21 protein-coding genes are annotated in these 17,793 nt (G+C 60.8%); 12 read left to right on the top strand and 9 right to left on the bottom strand.

Annotated elements, in window-relative coordinates; genetic code table 11:
- Window positions 1-77 precede the first annotated feature (77 nt).
- On the bottom strand, window positions 78-746 hold the full coding sequence (gene ccmB / locus RB216_RS08815; protein WP_003189951.1) for a heme exporter protein CcmB: 669 nt from the start codon (window positions 744-746) through the stop codon (window positions 78-80).
- A complete protein-coding gene (gene ccmA / locus RB216_RS08810) occupies window positions 743-1,378 on the bottom strand; it encodes a cytochrome c biogenesis heme-transporting ATPase CcmA (RefSeq protein WP_122686721.1) in 636 nt (211 codons plus the stop codon). Before ccmA ends, ccmB begins: the two co-directional genes overlap by 4 nt.
- Window positions 1,379-1,578: 200 nt before the next feature.
- Between ccmA and fliK the strand changes: the two genes are divergently transcribed.
- Both fliK and RB216_RS08800 read left to right on the top strand, forming a co-directional pair.
- A complete protein-coding gene (gene fliK / locus RB216_RS08805; RefSeq protein ID WP_068935754.1) occupies window positions 1,579-3,156 on the top strand; it encodes a flagellar hook-length control protein FliK in 1,578 nt (525 codons plus the stop codon).
- Complete coding sequence (locus tag RB216_RS08800; protein WP_028615680.1) at window positions 3,153-3,482, top strand: EscU/YscU/HrcU family type III secretion system export apparatus switch protein; 330 nt, start codon at window positions 3,153-3,155, stop codon at window positions 3,480-3,482. The genes fliK and RB216_RS08800 overlap by 4 nt, the downstream gene beginning before the upstream one ends.
- A 1-nt stretch (window position 3,483) precedes the next feature.
- Here the strand turns inward: RB216_RS08800 and RB216_RS08795 are convergent, their stop codons facing one another.
- The 3 genes from RB216_RS08795 to moaB form a co-directional block, all read right to left on the bottom strand.
- On the bottom strand, window positions 3,484-4,740 hold the full coding sequence (locus RB216_RS08795) for a hypothetical protein (protein WP_308908579.1): 1,257 nt from the start codon (window positions 4,738-4,740) through the stop codon (window positions 3,484-3,486).
- Between the two features lie 102 nt (window positions 4,741-4,842).
- Window positions 4,843-6,069, bottom strand: a complete 1,227-nt coding sequence (locus RB216_RS08790) for a molybdopterin molybdotransferase MoeA (protein ID WP_122686718.1) — start codon at window positions 6,067-6,069, stop codon at window positions 4,843-4,845.
- Window positions 6,053-6,592 (bottom strand): molybdenum cofactor biosynthesis protein B, encoded by a 540-nt coding sequence (gene moaB / locus RB216_RS08785; RefSeq protein WP_025857889.1) that lies wholly within the window; start codon window positions 6,590-6,592, stop codon window positions 6,053-6,055. Before moaB ends, RB216_RS08790 begins: the two co-directional genes overlap by 17 nt.
- Window positions 6,593-6,668: 76 nt before the next feature.
- Between moaB and mobA the strand changes: the two genes are divergently transcribed.
- Window positions 6,669-7,271, top strand: coding sequence for a molybdenum cofactor guanylyltransferase MobA (gene mobA, locus RB216_RS08780; protein ID WP_308908578.1), 603 nt, complete (start codon window positions 6,669-6,671; stop codon window positions 7,269-7,271).
- 79 nt (window positions 7,272-7,350) lie between these two features.
- The gene (locus tag RB216_RS08775; protein WP_010211805.1) at window positions 7,351-7,572 is read left to right on the top strand and encodes a YgdI/YgdR family lipoprotein; all 222 of its coding nucleotides are present in this window, start codon (window positions 7,351-7,353) and stop codon (window positions 7,570-7,572) included.
- 55 nt (window positions 7,573-7,627) lie between these two features.
- On the opposite strand, the gene RB216_RS08770 is transcribed toward RB216_RS08775, so the two are convergent.
- The 3 genes from RB216_RS08770 to RB216_RS08760 form a co-directional block, all read right to left on the bottom strand.
- Window positions 7,628-8,518: a pseudouridine synthase gene (locus RB216_RS08770; protein ID WP_308908577.1), complete on the bottom strand. Its 891-nt coding sequence runs from the start codon at window positions 8,516-8,518 to the stop codon at window positions 7,628-7,630.
- 73 nt (window positions 8,519-8,591) lie between these two features.
- Window positions 8,592-8,927, bottom strand: coding sequence for a hypothetical protein (locus RB216_RS08765; protein ID WP_028615675.1), 336 nt, complete (start codon window positions 8,925-8,927; stop codon window positions 8,592-8,594).
- Window positions 8,928-9,000: 73 nt separating this feature from the next.
- The gene (locus RB216_RS08760; RefSeq protein WP_028615674.1) at window positions 9,001-9,237 is read right to left on the bottom strand and encodes a glutaredoxin family protein; all 237 of its coding nucleotides are present in this window, start codon (window positions 9,235-9,237) and stop codon (window positions 9,001-9,003) included.
- Window positions 9,238-9,383: 146 nt separating this feature from the next.
- On the opposite strand from RB216_RS08760, the gene RB216_RS08755 reads away from it, so the two are divergent.
- The gene (locus RB216_RS08755) at window positions 9,384-11,108 is read left to right on the top strand and encodes a cation:proton antiporter (RefSeq protein ID WP_084651046.1); all 1,725 of its coding nucleotides are present in this window, start codon (window positions 9,384-9,386) and stop codon (window positions 11,106-11,108) included.
- On the opposite strand, the gene RB216_RS08750 is transcribed toward RB216_RS08755, so the two are convergent.
- On the bottom strand, window positions 11,095-12,303 hold the full coding sequence (locus tag RB216_RS08750) for an ammonium transporter (protein ID WP_308908576.1): 1,209 nt from the start codon (window positions 12,301-12,303) through the stop codon (window positions 11,095-11,097). The genes RB216_RS08755 and RB216_RS08750 overlap by 14 nt on opposite strands.
- A 341-nt stretch (window positions 12,304-12,644) precedes the next feature.
- Here RB216_RS08750 and RB216_RS08745 point away from each other — a divergent pair, with 341 nt between their 5' ends.
- From RB216_RS08745 to RB216_RS08715, 7 genes are all read left to right on the top strand, one after another.
- A complete protein-coding gene (locus tag RB216_RS08745) occupies window positions 12,645-12,959 on the top strand; it encodes an ElaB/YgaM/YqjD family protein (RefSeq protein ID WP_010211812.1) in 315 nt (104 codons plus the stop codon).
- Window positions 12,960-12,961: 2 nt separating this feature from the next.
- Complete coding sequence (locus tag RB216_RS08740) at window positions 12,962-13,345, top strand: phage holin family protein (RefSeq protein ID WP_012723020.1); 384 nt, start codon at window positions 12,962-12,964, stop codon at window positions 13,343-13,345.
- Window positions 13,342-13,683 carry a hypothetical protein gene (locus tag RB216_RS08735; RefSeq protein ID WP_028615671.1) on the top strand — a complete coding sequence of 114 codons (342 nt, stop codon included), beginning with the start codon at window positions 13,342-13,344 and terminating at the stop codon, window positions 13,681-13,683. Before RB216_RS08740 ends, RB216_RS08735 begins: the two co-directional genes overlap by 4 nt.
- A 92-nt stretch (window positions 13,684-13,775) precedes the next feature.
- Window positions 13,776-14,939: an EAL domain-containing protein gene (locus RB216_RS08730; protein ID WP_028615670.1), complete on the top strand. Its 1,164-nt coding sequence runs from the start codon at window positions 13,776-13,778 to the stop codon at window positions 14,937-14,939.
- Between the two features lie 71 nt (window positions 14,940-15,010).
- Window positions 15,011-16,342: a deoxyguanosinetriphosphate triphosphohydrolase gene (locus RB216_RS08725; protein ID WP_308908575.1), complete on the top strand. Its 1,332-nt coding sequence runs from the start codon at window positions 15,011-15,013 to the stop codon at window positions 16,340-16,342.
- Between the two features lie 172 nt (window positions 16,343-16,514).
- On the top strand, window positions 16,515-16,916 hold the full coding sequence (locus RB216_RS08720) for a response regulator (protein ID WP_236318046.1): 402 nt from the start codon (window positions 16,515-16,517) through the stop codon (window positions 16,914-16,916).
- Between the two features lie 249 nt (window positions 16,917-17,165).
- Entirely contained in the window at window positions 17,166-17,792 is a 627-nt protein-coding gene (locus RB216_RS08715; RefSeq protein ID WP_028615667.1) for a response regulator transcription factor, read from the top strand.
- Window position 17,793 lies beyond the last annotated feature (1 nt).

Here is a 17,793-nt window from a genome sequence, read left to right as displayed (position 1 = left end):
TTCCATCACGGTAGCTTTTCGTCGTTGCGAAAAGCTTAGGGTCTTTACTGGTTAAGACAACGCTTAACCAGACCTCATTATTCGCCGACGCTGATCTTCAGGCCGGCCGCTATAGCAAAGGGTGTCAGGGTTACCGCCAGGGCGGTCAGGCTACCAAGCCACAAGAGGTAACCGGTCGCCGGCATGCCCATGAGCGCGGCCTGCAAAGCACCGCTGCCCAGGATCAACACCGGGATATACAGAGGCAGAATCAACAGGGCCAGTAACAGGCCACCCCGCTTCAAGCCCACGGTCAACGCTGCGCCCACCGCCCCCAACAGGCTGAGCACCGGCGTACCGAGCAACAAGGACAGGAGCAACACCGGCAGGCATTCGACGGGCAAGCCCAGCATCATCGCCAGCAGCGGCGAGAGCAAGACTAGCGCCAAGCCGGAAAAAGCCCAGTGTGCCAGTACCTTGGCCAGTACCAGAAGTGGCAGAGGGTGCGACGAAAGGACCCACTGTTCCAGGGAACCGTCTTCAAAATCACTGCGAAACAGCCCGTCCAGCGAGAGCAGGACCGATAAAAGCGCAGCCACCCACACCAGTCCTGGGGACAAGGTTTGCAACAGTTTAGTCTCGGGGCCGACCGCCAACGGGAACAGCGCGATGACAATCGCGAAGAACACCAGCGGGTTGGCCAGTTCAGCCGGGCGACGGCAGAGCAAGCGCGCTTCACGAGCGACTAACAGGGCGAATACACTCATGCCGACCACCGCCCCAGGTCAAGATCACGATAGCCGGCGGGCATACGCGTCAACGTGTGGTGGGTCGTGAGAACGACCAGACCGCCCCGCTCGCAATGTTGGGCCAGGTGTTCTTCCAACTGAGCCACACCTTGTTTGTCGAGGGCGGTGAACGGTTCGTCGAGAATCCACAACGGCGGGCCCGGCAGATACAGACGTGCCAGGGCCACGCGGCGCTGCTGGCCGGCGGACAAGGTGTGGCAGGGAACGTCTTCAAAACCCTTGAGGCCGACAGCGGCCAGAGCCTGCCAAATGGCGTCGCGCGACGCGCGATGATGCAGGGCGCTGAGCCAGCTGAGGTTTTCTTCGGCGGTGAGCACGTCCTTGATGCCGGCGGCGTGGCCGATCCAGATCAAGTTGCGCGCAAGTTCGGTACGTTGTTCGTGGAGGGGCTTGCCATTGAGCCGAACTTCGCCTGCCGTCGGCTGCATCAGCCCGGCCAACAGGCGCAGCAAACTGGTCTTGCCGCTGCCGTTGGGGCCGCTGACCTGCACCATGTCGCCGCCCGCCAGCCGCAGTTCGAGGTGCTCGAACAGCAGGCGCAGGTCGCGTTCACAGGAGAGCGCTACGGCTTCAAGAAGAGGGCTGGTCAAAAGATCGCGGGCCTTTACGGTTCAAGTCGGCGGTGCAGCGGCCGTTAAAGAGAAATGCACAATAACGGCTTTGGCGACCGATTTTAGAGAGCTGGATCAAATAGTTGTGAGGTTTTTACCGCTCTCTTTGCAGACGGGCGGCATTATACATGTGATGCCCTACTCTAAAGAGGGCAATTTCCCCAGAGACCATGCGCGCGATGACCGGTGAGATCAACCTTCCTACGCTTCCACCCGCCCCGGCAGCCGGGCCCGGCCCTGCGCCTGCGGCCGGTGAGTTGCTGAAACTGCTGGAGCCGCAGATCGGCCTGATCGACCCTGGGAAAACCGCGAACGCCGAAGTCATCGCCCTGAAACAAGGCGGTGAAGCCTTTCAGTTGCTGCTCAAGTTGACCCTTGAAGGCGGCCGTCAGACGCTGGTGCAGGCCAGCAGCCCACAGCCGCTGCCGTTGGGCAGCAATGTGGCGGTGAGCCAGACGCCCACCGGCAACCTGACCCTCAGCCTGCAACAGGCCTTGAGCGCCAATGTCGCCGCCCTCACCCGCATCGACACGAACCAGATGCCGGTGGGCACGCTGCTTCAGGCCAAGGTGCTGACCACCCAGATGTTGCCCCAGGGCACGGCGCAACCGGCGATCTATCGCTCGCTGGTGACCGTGCTCAACAGCGCACTGACCGGCGCGACCCTGACCGTGGAGAGCCCGCAGCCGTTGCGCGTCGGCAGCCTGCTCAGTGCCGTGGTACAGAACGCGCAGACTTTAAGCTTTGTGCCGTTGAGCGGACTCAAGGATCAGTTGGCCGTCACCCAACAACTGTCGACCCAGCAAAGTCGCCAGGGCTCGCTGGATGCCGTCTTCACTGCGCTGCAGAACCTGCCACGCGGCGACAGTACTTCCGCCGAGCTGCGCGGCGCCGCCGAGCGTTTACTCGCTGCCCTGCCCGACCTGGCGCAGGTCAGCAATCCCAAGGTATTGGCGCAAGTCATCCAGAACAGCGGTGCGTTTCTGGAAGCCAAGCTACTCGCCGGGCAAAACCCGCAAATCCCACCGCTGGACATGAAAGGCGCCTTGCTGCGCCTGGTCGCCGACTTGCTGCCGGCCCTGCCCGCCAGCACCAACATCAATGCCATCCTCGCTGCCAACACCCTGGCCCAAGTGCTGCCCAACTTCGTGCGCAGCCCTTTGAGCACCCTCGGCCAGGTCAGCGCCCGACAGATACCCGCAGGCTTCCCGCTACCCGAGCGGCTGATGGCGAAACTGGAAGGCGAAGGCGACCTGGAAAACCTGCTGCGCCTGGCCGCTGGTGCCATCTCGCGGTTGCAGAGCCATCAGCTGTCGAGCCTGGAACAGACCGGCACCACCGCCGATGGCCGCCTGCAAACCACCTGGCAGTTGGAGATCCCCATGCGCACGTTGCAAGACATCGTGCCGTTGCAGGTCAAGTTCCAGCGCGAAGAGCCGGCGCCGGACAAGGATCAGCCTGAGCGCAAAGAGAAAAAGGACGCCAAGCAGATGCTCTGGCGCGTCGAACTGGCTTTCGACATGGAGCCGCTGGGGCCGCTGCAGGTGCAGGCGCAATTAAGCCAGGGCAAACTGTCCAGCCAGCTATGGGCCTCGCGGCCGTTCACCGCCAGTTTGATCGAGAGTCACTTGGGCAGCTTGCGCGAGCGCCTGGTGACATCGGGCATCAATGTCGGCGACCTCGATTGCCACCTCGGCACGCCGCCGCGCGGGCCGAAGACCGGACTGGAGCAACGCTGGGTGGATGAAACTGCATGAAAAATGCCAACCCACCGCGCCAGGCGATTGCCCTCAAGTACGACGGCCAGCAGGCGCCGACCCTGACCGCCAAGGGCGACGATGCCCTGGCCGAAGCCATCCTGAAGCTGGCGCGGGAAAATGAAGTGCCGATCTATGAAAACGCCGAGCTGGTGAAGCTGCTGGCGCGGATGGAGCTGGGCGACAGTATCCCGGAAGAGCTGTACCGCACGATTGCCGAGATCATTGCGTTTGCCTGGACGCTGAAGGGCAAGTTCCCGGTGGGGTATGACCCGCACGCCGCGCCGGTAGAGCGCGACGTGACCGAACGCGGGGATGACTACTGAATCAGCCCGGCACCACACTGGCCAACACGCGGGCCGCTACCGAGGTGGCAACCGGCTTGCGCTGAGCGTGCTGTTTCAACGCCTGCTCGAACGTCTGCCCCTCATACCGCCGCAATGCCGCACCAAACGCACTCGCCTGCGCAGGCGTAAGTGGAGCGCTGAAGGCCTCGATGAACGGCGCGTCAATCACGGTGTTGCGAACACGCTCTACCTCTGCCTGTACGGAACGGCTATCCCGGGCAGTGACCTTATCGAACAGGGCTTGATCCTTGATCACAAAATCCTTGGCACCGGGTGCGCGTTGAGCAACGAGCACATTCTGCTGACCGTTCCAGGCCGACAGTGAATACTCCTTAAGCCTGTCCTGACTGTTCTTGACCGACTCGATACTCGGGCCACGATGCTCCAGACCGGCACTGAAAAACTGGCTCAGGACATTGAAGTCCATCACCGCCTCATCGGTGCCGCGCTTGAGAATCCGACAGCACAAAGTCGCGAGGTCCACCTGAATATCGTGGAAATGCAACTTGGGTTCCTGGCTCAAGCGTGCGATATCGGCGATTTTCTGGTTGAAATCGTTTGGCCACAGGTACAACGCATCCCGCGTCAGTGGCTGCCCCAGGCGCTTTTCCATGGGGCTCATGAACTGCTGAACCAACGCCGCGCCCTGGTCGTGCACCTGCAACATGCTCGTGCCGGGCATGCGGTTTTGGATCATGTTCTTGACAACATCGGTGTTGAGCGCGAACTGGCCGGTGAGAAAGGTGGTTTTACCCGCTGATGGCGCACCCCGAACTATCGAGACATCCTGCGACAAGGCAGGTGCCGGGTCTTGAAGAATGGACTGGAATTGCGTCAGGTATTTTTCTGCCACCTGTGCGGTCAGGTGCTTCAGGATGTTGGCATTGAGGCTATCCACCTCGGGCAGCCAGACATTTTTCTTGCCCAGAGCCTGTGCAAGTGTCGGCAAGGTTTCGTCAGCCGCAGCCGGGTCGGCCCACCGCAGCCGTTCATTGTCCTGCAATCGTTGCAACTGCCCAGGATCACGCGTCAGCGCCTGCCAGGAGGTAATGCTCGGATCGGCGATCATGCAGGCAAGCCGCTCCCGATAAGTATTCTCGGAAAGCGGCGTGCCGATCAGTTGATTCAAAACCCCACGTGCAGTGCTTGAGTTGATCGACGCTGCAGTGGGCAAGCCGGGTTCGGCGAGAGCGGGTGCCGCCACGCCAGGAACGGAAGTAGCAGGTTGGATAGTCATCGTCAGGCCTCCAGTAACCAAGACCCAGAAAATTAACCTGCCCGTTCTGGATGGCTCATAGGACTTATCTTGACTGTGCCCCCGCCACCGGTGAATTGTGTGTCAGCTAAATACCTCACTCAACGGAATGAAGTTGACCCGATCGCCGATAGCCAGCGTCGTGCCTTCCAACACCTCCACAAACCCTTCCGCCCACGCCGCACTGCGCAGCACACCGGAGCTCTGGTTGCGGTAGATGATCGCTTTGCCTTGCTCGACGCGACCGCGCAGGTATTCACGGCGGTTGCCTGGCTTGGGCCACTCGAATCCTACCGGCACTTCAAAGCGTAGCGGCTCGACGTCTTGCACCCCTTGGCGGCGCAGCAGATAAGGGCGTGCCAGCAGTGCGAACGTGACCAGCGTCGACGCCGGGTTGCCGGGCAGGCCGATCACCGGCACGCCACGGAAGTGGCCAAAGGTCAGCGGCTTGCCGGGTTTGATCGCGAGTTTCCACAACGCCAACTCACCCTCTTCACGCAGGGCGATCCCAAGGAAGTCCGCCTCGCCCACCGACACACCGCCCGTGGACAGGATCAAGTCGACACGGCCCAAACCGCCCAGGCGCGCGCGGGTTTGCTCCAGGTCGTCAGGCAGGATGCCAGCGTCAATCACTTCGCACCCCATGCGCGTAAGCCATGAGCACAGCACGCGTCGGTTACTGTTGTAGATCTGCCCCGGCCCGAGCGGTAAGCCGGGTTCGATCAATTCATCGCCGGTCGACAACACCGCCACGCGCGGGCGACGTATCACCGCCAAGCGATCATGGCCGAGGGACGCCGCCAGTCCCAGTTCAATCGGGCCCAGACGCGTGCCGGCCGACAATACCAACTCGCCTACGGTAGTTTCCTGGCCCTGGGGACGGATGTTCTGGTCGAGGTGCAGGGGCTCGGTGAAGCTCACGCGCTCATCGGCGTGGACCACGGCGTTCTCCTGCATTTCCACGCAGTCTGCCCCTTCCGGTACCGGGGCGCCGGTGAAGATGCGGGCGCAGGTGCCGGCGGCCAGGGGTTGTGGCGCCTGGCCTGCGAAAATGCGTTGGCTGACCACCAGCGGTTCGCCGGTCCAATCCGCCAGGCGCACGGCATAACCGTCCATGGCACTGTTTGGCCACGGCGGCAGGTCGAGGGTTGAGATCAAGTCTTGCGCCAGTACACGGCCGTCGCACTCCGCCAGCAGCAGGGCGTCCTGCTCACGAATCGGCGCGGCTTCGGCCATGGCCAGCAGTTGGGCCAAAGCGTCCTCCACCGGCAGCAGCGCGCCGGTCTTGCCGGGCTTACCCACGGGATTCACAGGGTTCGGCCTGTTTCAGGTGCGGGACGAAGTTGCATGGGCGGTGACGGTTGTCCAGTTGCTCGGCGAGGATGCCGTCCCAGCCGGTACGCACCGCATTGGTAGAGCCCGGCAGGCAGCACACCAGGGTGCCATTGGCCAGACCGGCCAGGGCGCGGGACTGCACAGTGGACGTGCCGATGTCGGCCACGGAAATCTGGCGGAACAGTTCGCCAAAGCCGTCGACCTGCTTATCCAGCAGGCAGCTCACCGCCTCGGGGGTGCTGTCACGGCCGGTGAAACCGGTGCCGCCGGTGATCAGCACGACTTGCACCACATCTTCGGCGATCCAGTGGGCGACCTGGGCGCGAATTTTGTAGAGGTCATCCTTGAGCAGCACGCGCTCGGCCAGGTTATGGCCGGCGGCTGTCAGTCGGTCAACGAAGACCTGGCCGGAGGTATCGGTTTCGAGGGTGCGGGTGTCGCTGACGGTCAATACCGCGATATTCAGGGGTACGAAGGGCGCATCTGCCTTGGCTTTCATGGCACGGTCCGGTTGTCGAAGGAACAGCCCGATGTTATATCACAGCCCCCCCTTTTGCTGCCGCTGCGGAACTGCCATGCCTATCGATTCGTCCCCCCTGCCCTGTTCGGTTTTGCTGCTGTCCGGTGGGCGCGGCCAGCGTATGGGCGGCCAGGACAAAGGCCTGCTGGAATGGCGCGGCCAGCCGTTGATTGCACATTTACAGGGCCTGGTGCGGCCGCTCACGGATGACCTGATCATCTCGTGCAACCGCAACACGGAGCACTATGCCCTCTATGCCGACCAGTTGGTGAATGACGACAGCCCGGACTTTCCCGGCCCGCTCGCCGGTATCCGTGCGGGACTCGCCGCCGCACGCCATGCGCACCTGCTGATTTTGCCGTGCGATGTGCCGCTTATCGACGCGGGGCTGATCCAGGCGCTGCGTGAGACCGCGCAACGCAACCCGCTGCTGCCGGTGATGGTGCGCCATGGTGCGTACTGGGAACCGTTGATCTGCATCGTCCCCACCGGCCTGCGCGATGCGGTGGACAGGGCCTGGCACGCCGGCGAGCGCAGCCCGCGCAAGGTCCTCCTGCAACTGGGCGGCGTAGGCTTGGAGTGCCCGGCAGATGACCCGCGCCTGGCCAACCTTAATACGCCAGCGCTGTTACAGACGCCGTCGGGCGTGTCAGAATGAACCTCGCACAAGGAACTTTGTCGGCGCCCCGCGCGTCACAATGTCAGCAATTAAAAAGTATTCTCTCGGAGACAAACTCATGACTCAACGGACCATCGCCGCTCTCATGCTTGCACTGGGCCTCGCCACCCTCGCCGGTTGCGCTTCGCCAACAGTGATCACCCTGAATGACGGTCGCGAAATCCAGGCCGTCGACACCCCGAAATACAACGAAGATTCGGGTTTCTACGAATTCGAACAACTTGACGGCAAGCGCACCCGCATCAACAAAGATCAGGTTCGCACCGTTAAAGACCTGTAAATCTTAGCGTTTGCCAACAAGGCCCGCCTCGCGCGGGCCTTGTCGTTTCTGGCGGTTACCAGTCGAGGGTGATCTGGCTGCGGAAACTGCGTTCTTCACCCGTAACCGGGTCGATGAACCGCACTCCCTGGGCGAGGAGTTTGAGGGGGTTGGCGTAGTCGTCTACCGCATCCTTGATCACGCCGGGGTAGAACGGGTCGTTGCAAATACTCGCGCCGAGGGCGCTCATGTGCACACGCAACTGGTGCTTCTTGCCGGTCACCGGGAACAGGCCGTAGCGCCACAGATCGCCGTTTTTCTCGCGCACCTCCACCGCCGTTTCGGTGTTGGCGGTGCCAGGGCCTTCCTGCATGCGAAAGAACGGCTCGCCATCGACCAGTCGGCTTTTATGCACCCTGGGAAAGGTCAGGTCAGGCAACGCTGGGGCGATGGCTTCGTAGAATTTATCGATCTGACGCGTGGGAAACAGTTGCTGATACGCGGAACGACTGGCCGGATTGACCGAAAACAGTACCAGCCCCGCCGTGTGCCGGTCGATGCGGTGCAAGGGCACCAGTGAGGGATTATCCAGCCGACGAATCAGGCGGCGCAGCAGGGTTTGCTCGACGTACTCGCCTGCCGGAGTCACCGGCAGGAAGTGTGGTTTATCAGCGACCAGCAGATGCTCGTCGGCATACAGAATGGTTTCCTGCACCGGGATGACTTTCTCATTCGGCACTTCGCGGAAGTAATAAATGCACAGGCCTTCCTTGTAGCCCAGGTCCAGCCTGATCGGGTTGCCGTTGATATCCAGCACCCGCCCCCGGGCGATGCGGTCCAGCCAGTGTTCGCGGCTGATCGCCGTGAAGTGCTCGCACAGACAATCCAGCACTGTCGCCCAAGGGCCGGGCGGCAGATACAAGGTGCTGGCTTGGTGCTGGGACGCGGAAAAACCGGAGGTGGACATGAAATGCTCAAAGCCTTTGACCTAACAGGCGGGCATTATCCCGCATTGCGCGGGATTGAGCCTAGGGCGGATCTCAGGCCTTGGCCAACTCTGCGCGCAGAATCTTCGAGGCACTGGCGGCCTCGGTGAATTCCTTGAGCCAACGCAACACGTCAACCGCTTCCCAGCGGCCCGGATCGTACAACGCGTACAACAAGCCCTGGTAACCCACCACATCCAACTGCTTGTGGTAACCGGCGCGCTGGAACAGCGCCTCGATCTCGGCAAAGCAGGTATTGAAATGCACTTTGTTAAACGGCGTCTTGCCTTCCGTGACCAAGCCATCGAGGCGCAGCTCGTTCACCGCGTCGCGCACGACGTTGGCGGACATGCGATTGACGCTGCTTTTCAGTTGTTCGACATTCACCACGGGCGTTCCCTCAATTCAATCGCTGTACAAACATACAGTAACTTAATATTTGGAAACCTGCCATCGCATAAACCTAACGAAGGAAGGCAACAACCTGTTGTGTGTCGAATGGCCAATCCAGTTCCGCCCCGGTGTCTATTCGGCGAAGTACCGGAATCCGCAGGCCGTAGGCATCGGTCAGGTCCTCGGGATCGGTGATGTCCACCAATTCCACCAGCAACCCGTGTTCGACGAGCGGCATGATTTCGACTTCGGCAATCTCACACAGGTGGCAACCCAGGGTGCCGAACAACTGGCATTCAGGAAGCATGACGAATGGACCTGATCAGAAAACAGGCACACATTCTAAGCCCGGTGACCGCCGAAGCCCACTCTATAAACCCTGACCCAGGTCACCATGGCCTATAACTGTTTCAGCGATTCTCGCGGCTTTTTGCCTGCCCACCTGCAACGGAGATGCGTGTGTTTGCCAACCTGCTGATTATCCTGGCCTCATCCTTGGTGGTGATTGCGCTGTTTCGTCGCCTGCAATTGCCACCCGTGCTGGGCTACCTGTGCGTCGGCCTGGCCGTGGGGCCCACTGCATTGGATTGGGTGAATGACAGCGAAGAACTGCCCGACCTGGCCGAACTGGGCGTGGTGTTCCTGCTGTTTTCCCTGGGCCTGGAGTTTTCCCTGACCAAGATGCTTGCCTTGCGCCGTGTGGTGTTTGGCCTGGGCAGCTTGCAGGTGCTGGGCTGCGGCGTGTTGCTGGGACTTTTGTTGATGGTCCTGGGGGTGGCGCCTGGGATCGCATTATTGCTGGGTGCAGGACTGGCACTGTCGTCTACAGCCATCGTCAGCAAGGAGCTGACCAGCCTCGGGGAAATCTTCAGTAGCCATGGCCAGAACGCGATTGGCGTGTTGCTGTTCCAGGATGTGGTGGCAGTATTGCTGCTGACCCTGGTGCCGGTGTTCGCTGGCACTGGCGAGCAAGCCTGGTATTGGGCGCTGCCCCTGACACTGGGCAAGACCGTGGTGCTGTTTGTCGGCCTGCTATTGGCCAGTCGCTGGTTGTTGCCGCGCCTGTTTCATGAAGTGGCCGCCTCCCATTCAGCGGAGCTGTTCGTGCTGCTGGCACTGGTGATTGTGTTGTTGACCGCCTGGCTCACTCACCTGCTAGGGCTCTCCCCGGCTCTGGGGGCCTTCCTGGCCGGCATGCTGCTGGGCGAAAGCCACTACCGCCACCAGATCGAGGCGGATATCCGGCCATTTCGCGACATCCTGCTGGGGTTGTTTTTTGTCAGCATCGGCATGCTGATCGACCTGCAATTGTTTGTCAGCCATAGCCTGCTGATCCTCGGGCTAACGCTAACGCTGATGCTGGTCAAAGGTTGTGTGGTCGCCGTGCTGGTCAAGTTGCGCGGCAGCGACAGTGAAACCGCCTGGCGCAGCGGCCTGGCCCTGGCCCAGGGCGGCGAGTTCTGCTTTGCGTTGATGGCACAGATGCAGCAGAGCCGGTTGATACCTGACGAATTCAACGGCTTGCTGCTCGCGGCCACCTTTTGCTCGATGTTGCTCACACCGCTGCTGTTGCGCGCCGCACCCGGCATCGCCCTGCGGCTGCATCGCAAGCCCAACCAGCAGGTGCAGTTGGAAGAAATCACCGCGCTCAACGCTGAGTTGCGCGGGCACGCGGTGATTTGTGGCTATGGACGCGTCGGCCAATCCATCGGACGTTTTCTGCGCAAAGAGCAACAGGTGTTCATTGCATTGGACGACGACCCGGAACGCGTGCAGGAAGCCGCCACCGAAGACAGCAGCGTGCATTACGGCGATTGTCGGCGTGGCGCATTGCTCAGCGCAGTAGGCCTGGAACGTGCGCGATTGGTGGTAATTGCGGTGGACAACACCGATGTCGCACTGGTGGTGTTGAAGGAAGCGCGTCGGATCAACGCCGACGTGCCGATCCTGGTGCGCACCCGCGATGACAGCCAGTTAGCTGAACTGAAAGCCGCGGGCGCCAGTGAAGTAGTGCCCGAGTTGCTGGAGTCGAGCCTGATGCTCGCCTCCCACGCCCTGATCCTGCTGGGCCTGCCGGACCAACAGGTGCAGGCGCGGGTGGATGAAGTGCGGCAGAACCGCTATCGCCTGCTGCACGGTTTTTATCGGCAGGTAGACGAGCCGATCAATCCTGACTGACCGCGCCGATCTTGTGGATCGACAGATCCGCGCCGTAATACTCCTGCTCCTGGCTCAAGCGCAGCCCGGTGACGCGCTTGATCACGCCATACACCAATAGGCCGCCGGCCAGCGCCACCAGCACGCCGAGGGCGGTGCCGATCAACTGGCTGATCAGGCTCACGCCGCCCAGGCCACCCAGGGCGGTCTGGCCAAATATGCCGCAGGCGATGCCGCCCCACACTCCGCACAGACCGTGCAGGGGCCACACACCCAGCACATCGTCGATCTTCCAGCGGTCTTGGGCTGCAATAAAAAACCACACAAACAGGCCACCAGCGATGGCACCCGTGACCAGCGCGCCTACCGGGTGCATCAGGTCGGAGCCGGCGCAAATCGCCACCAACCCGGCCAACGGGCCGTTGTGCAGGAAGCCTGGGTCGTTGCGGCCGATGATCAGGGCCGCAACCGTACCTCCGACCATGGCCATCAGCGAGTTGACGGCGACCAGGCCGCTGACGCCGTTCAACGTCTGCGCGCTCATCACGTTGAAGCCGAACCAGCCGACGATCAGGATCCACGACCCCAACGCCAGGAATGGAATGCTCGAAGGTGCAAACGCCACCAGGCGCCCTTCTCGATAACGCCCGTTGCGCGGGCCCAGCAGCAACACCGCCGCCAACGCCAGCCATCCCCCCATGGCGTGCACCACCACGGAACCCGCGAAGTCATGGAAGCTGGCGCCAAAGGTCGCGAGCAACCAGGCCTGCAGACCGAAATTGCCGTTCCACACCATGCCTTCGAAAAACGGATAGATAAACGCCACGATCAACGCGGTCGCGCAGAGCTGTGGAGCAAACCTTGCACGCTCGGCAATGCCCCCGGAAATGATCGCCGGGATCGCCGCCGCAAAGGTCAGCAGGAAGAAAAACTTCACCAGGCCATAGCCGTGATCGGTGCTGATCACCGCCGCCGGTTGCATGAAGCTCACGCCATAAGAGATCCAATAGCCTATAAAGAAATAGGCCAGAGTGGAGATGGCGAAGTCGCTGAGGATCTTCGACAAGGCGTTGACCTGATTCTTCTGGCGCACCGTACCGACTTCGAGGAAGGCGAAGCCGGCGTGCATGGCCAGGACCATGACCGCGCCGATCAGGATAAACAGGGTATTGGAACTATGGACGAGGGTGTCCACTGCACTTTGCACATTTTCCATGGAGATTGGCAGGCCTGCGATAAAGGCAAAAAGCACCAAAGCGGTTCAAGCCTCAATTGCGCGCACTAAATTGGCACCGCCGGCCCCCCCCCTCTTTAGAGGGCGTGAACCGCTTTAGCGCAGCGATCAACACAACAGGCCGTTGCCGATAGGGTTTTTCCGCGAATTTCAGTTATTTAGGGTAAGGTTTTTCAAGGCTTCCTGCCTGACCGCCCAGATTCAGCGCAAGCCTTCGGGCCTGCGCACCAAGGCAAAGCAAAAGCTGTACCACACAATTGCACTGAACCTTCACCGAAGCCGGTGACTCGAAACCTACAGATCAGCCAATCACGGAGATAACCATGGCCAGAAGAACTGCAAAGACTGCTCAAGAAATACTGATGGCGGATTTTCAAACCCTGGTCAGCGACACCGAAAAGTTGCTGGATGACACCAAGGTGCTGGCGGGTGACCAAGCTGACGAGCTGCGCAGCAAGATCCACGAAAGCCTGCTCAAGGCTCGCGAAACCCTGCAACTGACCGAAGATTCGCTGCGCGAACGCGGTCAGGCGGCGGTCACTGCGACCGAAGATTATGTGCAGGCCAACCCTTGGCAGTCGGTGGGCATTGCTGCCGGCGTGGGCTTTCTGATCGGCCTGCTGGCCACAAGGCGCTAATCATGTCTATCGGCGAAACGGGCTCGTCCACGGGCACCACCTCAAGACGTCTGGGCGCGGCCGTGCTGGGCTTGCTGCATAGCCACGTCGAATTGTTTGGCATTGAATTGCAGGAACAGAAAGCCCGCACCGTCAGCCTGTTGCTGTTTGCCGGCCTGGCACTAGTGTTTGCGCTGTTGTTGCTGGTGGGGCTGTCGACCCTGGTGATGATCCTGGTGTGGGACACCGGCTACCGACTGACCGGGATCATCTGCCTCTGCGTGTTCTACAGCTTGGCCGCCGCGTTCTGCGGGGTGCGCTTGAAGGCGGCGGTGTTCGATGAATCCACGCCGTTCCACGCCACCCTCGAAGAGCTGGCCAATGACCGGGAGCGCCTGCTGCCATGAGCATCACTGAAATCCCGCAAACCACTTCCCGCCGGGAAATGCGCAAGGCGTTGATCCGCCTGCGCATGGAAATGCACCGTCAGGAGATCCGCCACGAGTCCCAGCAACTGATGCTGCCCCTGAACAAGGTGCGCAACCTGGGGAGCAACTGGCAGGACAGCCTGGGCATCAAGCACGCGCCGCTGTGGGGCGTGGCCGCGGTGACGCTGATGGGTTTCTTTACCGGCAAAGGCGCCAAGGGCGGCGGCATCAGCAGCCTGACGCGCCTGGTGCGCCTAGGCGCCGGCTTGATCCCACTGATCAAACTGGCCATGCAGGGCTCTTCGCGTAAAAGTTGAGCCTGGCTGGCTGCATTCTTGCTAACAGAATCGGCCCGGCCCTCGTTTTCGAGGGCCGGGCCTTTTTTCGCCACCGTTCTTAAGGAGGCCCCGTGATCGACGGGCAACCGCTCGCCTGCTTCCAGCCGTTTATCGACACCGCCACCGGCCGCATTGCCGGCGTCGAGGCCCTGGGCCGTCTGCGCCAGGCTGACGGCCGCCTGCAATCCGTGGGTCCGCTGTTCGCTGACCCGCGCACGCCGGGCGTAACCTTGCGCCGGCTCGACCGGCAGATTCGCGACAATGCGCTGAGCCGCTTGCACGAAGCGCCCGAAGACTGGTTCCTGAGCCTGAACATCTCGCCGCGTTGGATCAATCGGCTGCGTCCAGGTCAAGCCCTGCCAAGCCTGAAACAGATCCACCACCATGGCGTCGACCCGCAGCGCATTGTGTTCGAGATCACCGAACTGGGTGGCGACATCCGGCGCCTGGCAGACGTGGTGGCGCGCTACCGCGAAGCCGGTGCGCGCATCGCCATCGACGACTTTGGCGCCGGCTATTCCCAGCTCGACCGGGTGCTGGCGTTGCAGCCGGATATCCTCAAGCTGGACATGCGCCTGTTCCAGGACGCCGCGCGTGGTGGGCCGAGCAGTGAAGTGGTGCGAGCCCTGGCGCAGATGGCCGAGAAGACCGGCTGCTGGATCATTGCCGAAGGCGTGGAAACCGAGGCCCAGTTGAGCTTCGCCCTGGAGTGCGGCTCGCGCTATGTGCAGGGCTATCTGTTTGCCCAGGCGCAGTTGGACTGGTTCGCCGCCGAGGCCTTCGTGCCGCGTTTCGCCCAGTTGCGCACAACCTACGTCCAGCAGAAGCTGGCGGAACGCGGGCGCGTCATGCAACTGCGCCAACAATTGGCCGAACTGATGAAGATCCTGCAAACCTGGGCCCAGGGGCAATCGCCGCTGAACCAACTGCCGCAACTGCCGGCGTTTCCCTGGCTGCTGCGCTTCTATCAGTGCGACCGGCATGGCACCCAACTCACACCGAACTTCGAGTGGCGCCAGGACGCGTGGCAATCCGACAGCCGCTACCTGGGTCACAACTGGTCGTGGCGCCCGTACTTCTATCATCTGCTGGCCGAGGGCTGGGAAGAGCGCCGCCTGACCCTGTCCTCGACCTACCGCGACGCCACCACCAACCAGTATTGCCTCACCGCCGGACAATTCTTCGATAACGGTCAGCGCTTACTGTTAATCGATATCGATGCGGCCGGGCTGTAGATTTTCGCTTGCCCAGGCCGCGCTGAACCGGGAAGCTGGGAGGGTCATTCACCGCACGGAGAGTACCCGCCTTGGATTGGCCCACCCTGTTGACTCGCGAACGTCTTGGCAAACCGCTGCACAGCCCGGAAGAACTGGGGCGTAGCCCGTTTCACAAAGACCATGACCGTATTATCTTCTCCGGCGCGTTTCGTCGCCTGGGCCGCAAGACCCAAGTGCACCCGGTCTCCAGCAACGACCATATTCACACGCGTCTGACCCATTCCCTGGAAGTGAGCTGCGTAGGTCGCTCCCTCGGTATGCGCGTCGGCGAAACCCTGCGCAGCGCCCTGCCCGACTGGTGCGACCCGAGCGACCTGGGCATGGTGGTGCAGTCGGCCTGCCTGGCCCATGACATCGGCAACCCACCATTCGGGCACTCCGGCGAAGACGCCATCCGCCACTGGTTCCAACAAGCAGCAGGACGTGGCTGGCTGGATGACATGAGCAGCGCCGAGCGCAATGACTTCCTGAACTTCGAAGGCAACGCCCAGGGCTTTCGGGTGCTGACCCAGCTTGAGTACCACCAGTTCGACGGCGGCACCCGGCTGACCTACGCCACCCTGGGCACCTACCTGAAATACCCCTGGACTGCCCGGCACGCCGACTCCCTGGGTTACAAGAAGCACAAGTTCGGCTGCTACCAGAGCGAACTGCCAATCCTCGAGCAGATCGCCCACAAGCTCGGCCTGCCGCAACTCGAAGAGCAACGCTGGGCCCGGCACCCGCTGGTGTATCTGATGGAGGCGGCAGATGACATCTGCTACGCCCTGATCGACCTGGAAGACGGCCTGGAAATGGAGTTGCTGGAGTACGCCGAAGTCGAGTCGCTGCTGCTCAACCTGGTGGGCGATGACCTACCCCAGACCTATCGTCAACTCGGCGCCCAGGACTCGCGCCGACGCAAGCTGGCGATCCTGCGTGGCAAGGCCATCGAACATTTGACCAACGCCGCAGCGAGCGCCTTCGTCGAGCAACAGGACGCCTTGCTCGCCGGCACACTGCCCGGCGACCTGGTTGAACACATGCATGGCCCAGCCAAGCGCTGTGTGCTGGATGCCAAAGACATGGCGCGCAAGAAGATCTTCCAGGACAAGCGCAAGACCTTGCATGAGATTGGCGCCTACACCACCCTGGAAATTCTCTTGAATGCGTTCTGCGGTGCGGCACTGGAGCAGCATGGCGGACGCACGCCGTCGTTCAAGAACCGACGTATTCTCGATCTGCTGGGCAACAACGCGCCGAACCCCGAATGGCGGTTGCACACTTCGTTCCTGCGCATGATCGACTTCATCGCTGGCATGACCGACAGCTATGCAACCGAAATGGCGCGGGAAATGACCGGGCGTTCCAGTCCTCAATAACGAACACGATCAAGCTGCCTGCCCCTTAATGGAGAATCGACCTACGACGGTAACAGAGCAGCCTGATCGAATTCGCACAACCACCCGATGAATAATCACGCACGCTCTGGGCGATCCGGGCCAACTGTTCCTACACGCCCTCCCTCGATGCTTGACTCACCGTGTGGCCCCAATGCCCAGTTACCCGCTCCGTATCCTGCTGGTTGAGGATCATCCGTTTCAACTCCTCGCCACCCAATGCCTGCTCAGAAGCTTCGGGTTCGCACTACTGACTCCGGCCGAAAGCGCCGAGCAGGCAATCTGCTTGATGTCGCAGGCCGAAGTGCCCTTCGACATTATCTTGTGTGACCAATGCCTACCCGACTTACCGGGGCTCGAACTGATTGAAATCGCCAGTCGCCGACGCCTTACCACGACCGCCATCCTGTTGAGTGGTTTACCGGTGACAGAACTTGCCGGCCTGATAACCCAAGCCATGGAACGTGGCCTGCCTCTACTCGGTTATTTATCAAAACCGCTGAACAAGGAAGAGTTTGCGCACTTGCTCCGTCCACTCTTCAAATTAAAAATGTAGGAATTAAACATCATGTGCAGACGAAATATGACTGCAAAGAGCCAGTTAAATCCACAACGGCAGCCTCTAGCTTGTTCACGTCCAAAGCCGTGAGGTAGCGCTTCACTAAGCCTCGCAAACTAGTAGGCCGTTACCTTTTTTGATGTAGGACTTTTCCTGTTTTATATCTACTCAGCCCTTGACTCATGCTCCTCCCTCCTCTTCTGAGCTAATGTGCCCGCTTTATTTGCACTTGTACGGAATGTGATCATGAACTCAGTTTTTATTATCGATGACCACCCGGTTATACGGCTCGCCATTCGAATGTTATTGGAGCACGAAGGCTACAAAGTAGTGGGCGAAACAGATAACGGGTGCGACGCCATACAAATGGTCCGCGAATGCCTGCCTGACCTGATTATTCTGGATATCAGCATTCCCAAGCTGGATGGGCTCGAGGTGCTCTGCCGCTTCAATGCCATGAACACGCCGATGAAAACCCTGATCCTGACAGCCCAGTCACCGACCCTGTTCGCTACACGCTGCATGCGCTCCGGCGCGGACGGGTACGTGTGCAAGGAAGGCGACCTGAGTGAATTGCTGAGCGCCATTCGCGCGGTATTATCCGGCTACAACTATTTTCCCAGCCAGGCACTGAATACCAATGGTGCAGACGGCGTGGAATCCCAAGAACTTGAATTATTCAAAACCGTCAATGACCGGGAACTCATGGTCTTGCAACTTTTTGCACAAGGGCGAACCAACAAGGAAATTGCCAAAGGCATGTTTTTAAGTAACAAAACAGTAAGCACTTATAAAAAAAGGCTGATGCAGAAACTTCAAGCCAAATCCTTGGTAGAACTTATCGAGATGGCAAAACGAAACGCGCTAGTGTGAG

It is taken from the genome of Pseudomonas canadensis (assembly GCF_030980095.1).
Taxonomy (GTDB): domain Bacteria; phylum Pseudomonadota; class Gammaproteobacteria; order Pseudomonadales; family Pseudomonadaceae; genus Aquipseudomonas; species Aquipseudomonas canadensis.
Note: the sequence above shows the minus strand (reverse complement) of the source record. Positions and strands in the feature narration are given on the sequence as shown.

Bases quoted from the DNA above. Each gene is read 5' to 3' on its own strand.
- ccmB (WP_003189951.1), bottom strand. From the start codon at position 746: ATGAGTGTATTCGCCCTGTTAGTCGCTCGTGAAGCGCGCTTGCTCTGC.
- fliK (WP_068935754.1), top strand. From the start codon at position 1,579: ATGACCGGTGAGATCAACCTTCCTACGCTTCCACCCGCCCCGGCAGCC.
- RB216_RS08800 (WP_028615680.1), top strand. From the start codon at position 3,153: ATGAAAAATGCCAACCCACCGCGCCAGGCGATTGCCCTCAAGTACGAC.
- RB216_RS08795 (WP_308908579.1), bottom strand. From the start codon at position 4,740: ATGACTATCCAACCTGCTACTTCCGTTCCTGGCGTGGCGGCACCCGCT.
- moaB (WP_025857889.1), bottom strand. From the start codon at position 6,592: ATGAAAGCCAAGGCAGATGCGCCCTTCGTACCCCTGAATATCGCGGTA.
- mobA (WP_308908578.1), top strand. From the start codon at position 6,669: ATGCCTATCGATTCGTCCCCCCTGCCCTGTTCGGTTTTGCTGCTGTCC.
- RB216_RS08775 (WP_010211805.1), top strand. From the start codon at position 7,351: ATGACTCAACGGACCATCGCCGCTCTCATGCTTGCACTGGGCCTCGCC.
- RB216_RS08770 (WP_308908577.1), bottom strand. From the start codon at position 8,518: ATGTCCACCTCCGGTTTTTCCGCGTCCCAGCACCAAGCCAGCACCTTG.
- RB216_RS08760 (WP_028615674.1), bottom strand. From the start codon at position 9,237: ATGCTTCCTGAATGCCAGTTGTTCGGCACCCTGGGTTGCCACCTGTGT.
- RB216_RS08755 (WP_084651046.1), top strand. From the start codon at position 9,384: ATGCGTGTGTTTGCCAACCTGCTGATTATCCTGGCCTCATCCTTGGTG.
- RB216_RS08750 (WP_308908576.1), bottom strand. From the start codon at position 12,303: ATGGAAAATGTGCAAAGTGCAGTGGACACCCTCGTCCATAGTTCCAAT.
- RB216_RS08745 (WP_010211812.1), top strand. From the start codon at position 12,645: ATGGCCAGAAGAACTGCAAAGACTGCTCAAGAAATACTGATGGCGGAT.
- RB216_RS08740 (WP_012723020.1), top strand. From the start codon at position 12,962: ATGTCTATCGGCGAAACGGGCTCGTCCACGGGCACCACCTCAAGACGT.
- RB216_RS08735 (WP_028615671.1), top strand. From the start codon at position 13,342: ATGAGCATCACTGAAATCCCGCAAACCACTTCCCGCCGGGAAATGCGC.
- RB216_RS08720 (WP_236318046.1), top strand. From the start codon at position 16,515: ATGCCCAGTTACCCGCTCCGTATCCTGCTGGTTGAGGATCATCCGTTT.
- RB216_RS08715 (WP_028615667.1), top strand. From the start codon at position 17,166: ATGAACTCAGTTTTTATTATCGATGACCACCCGGTTATACGGCTCGCC.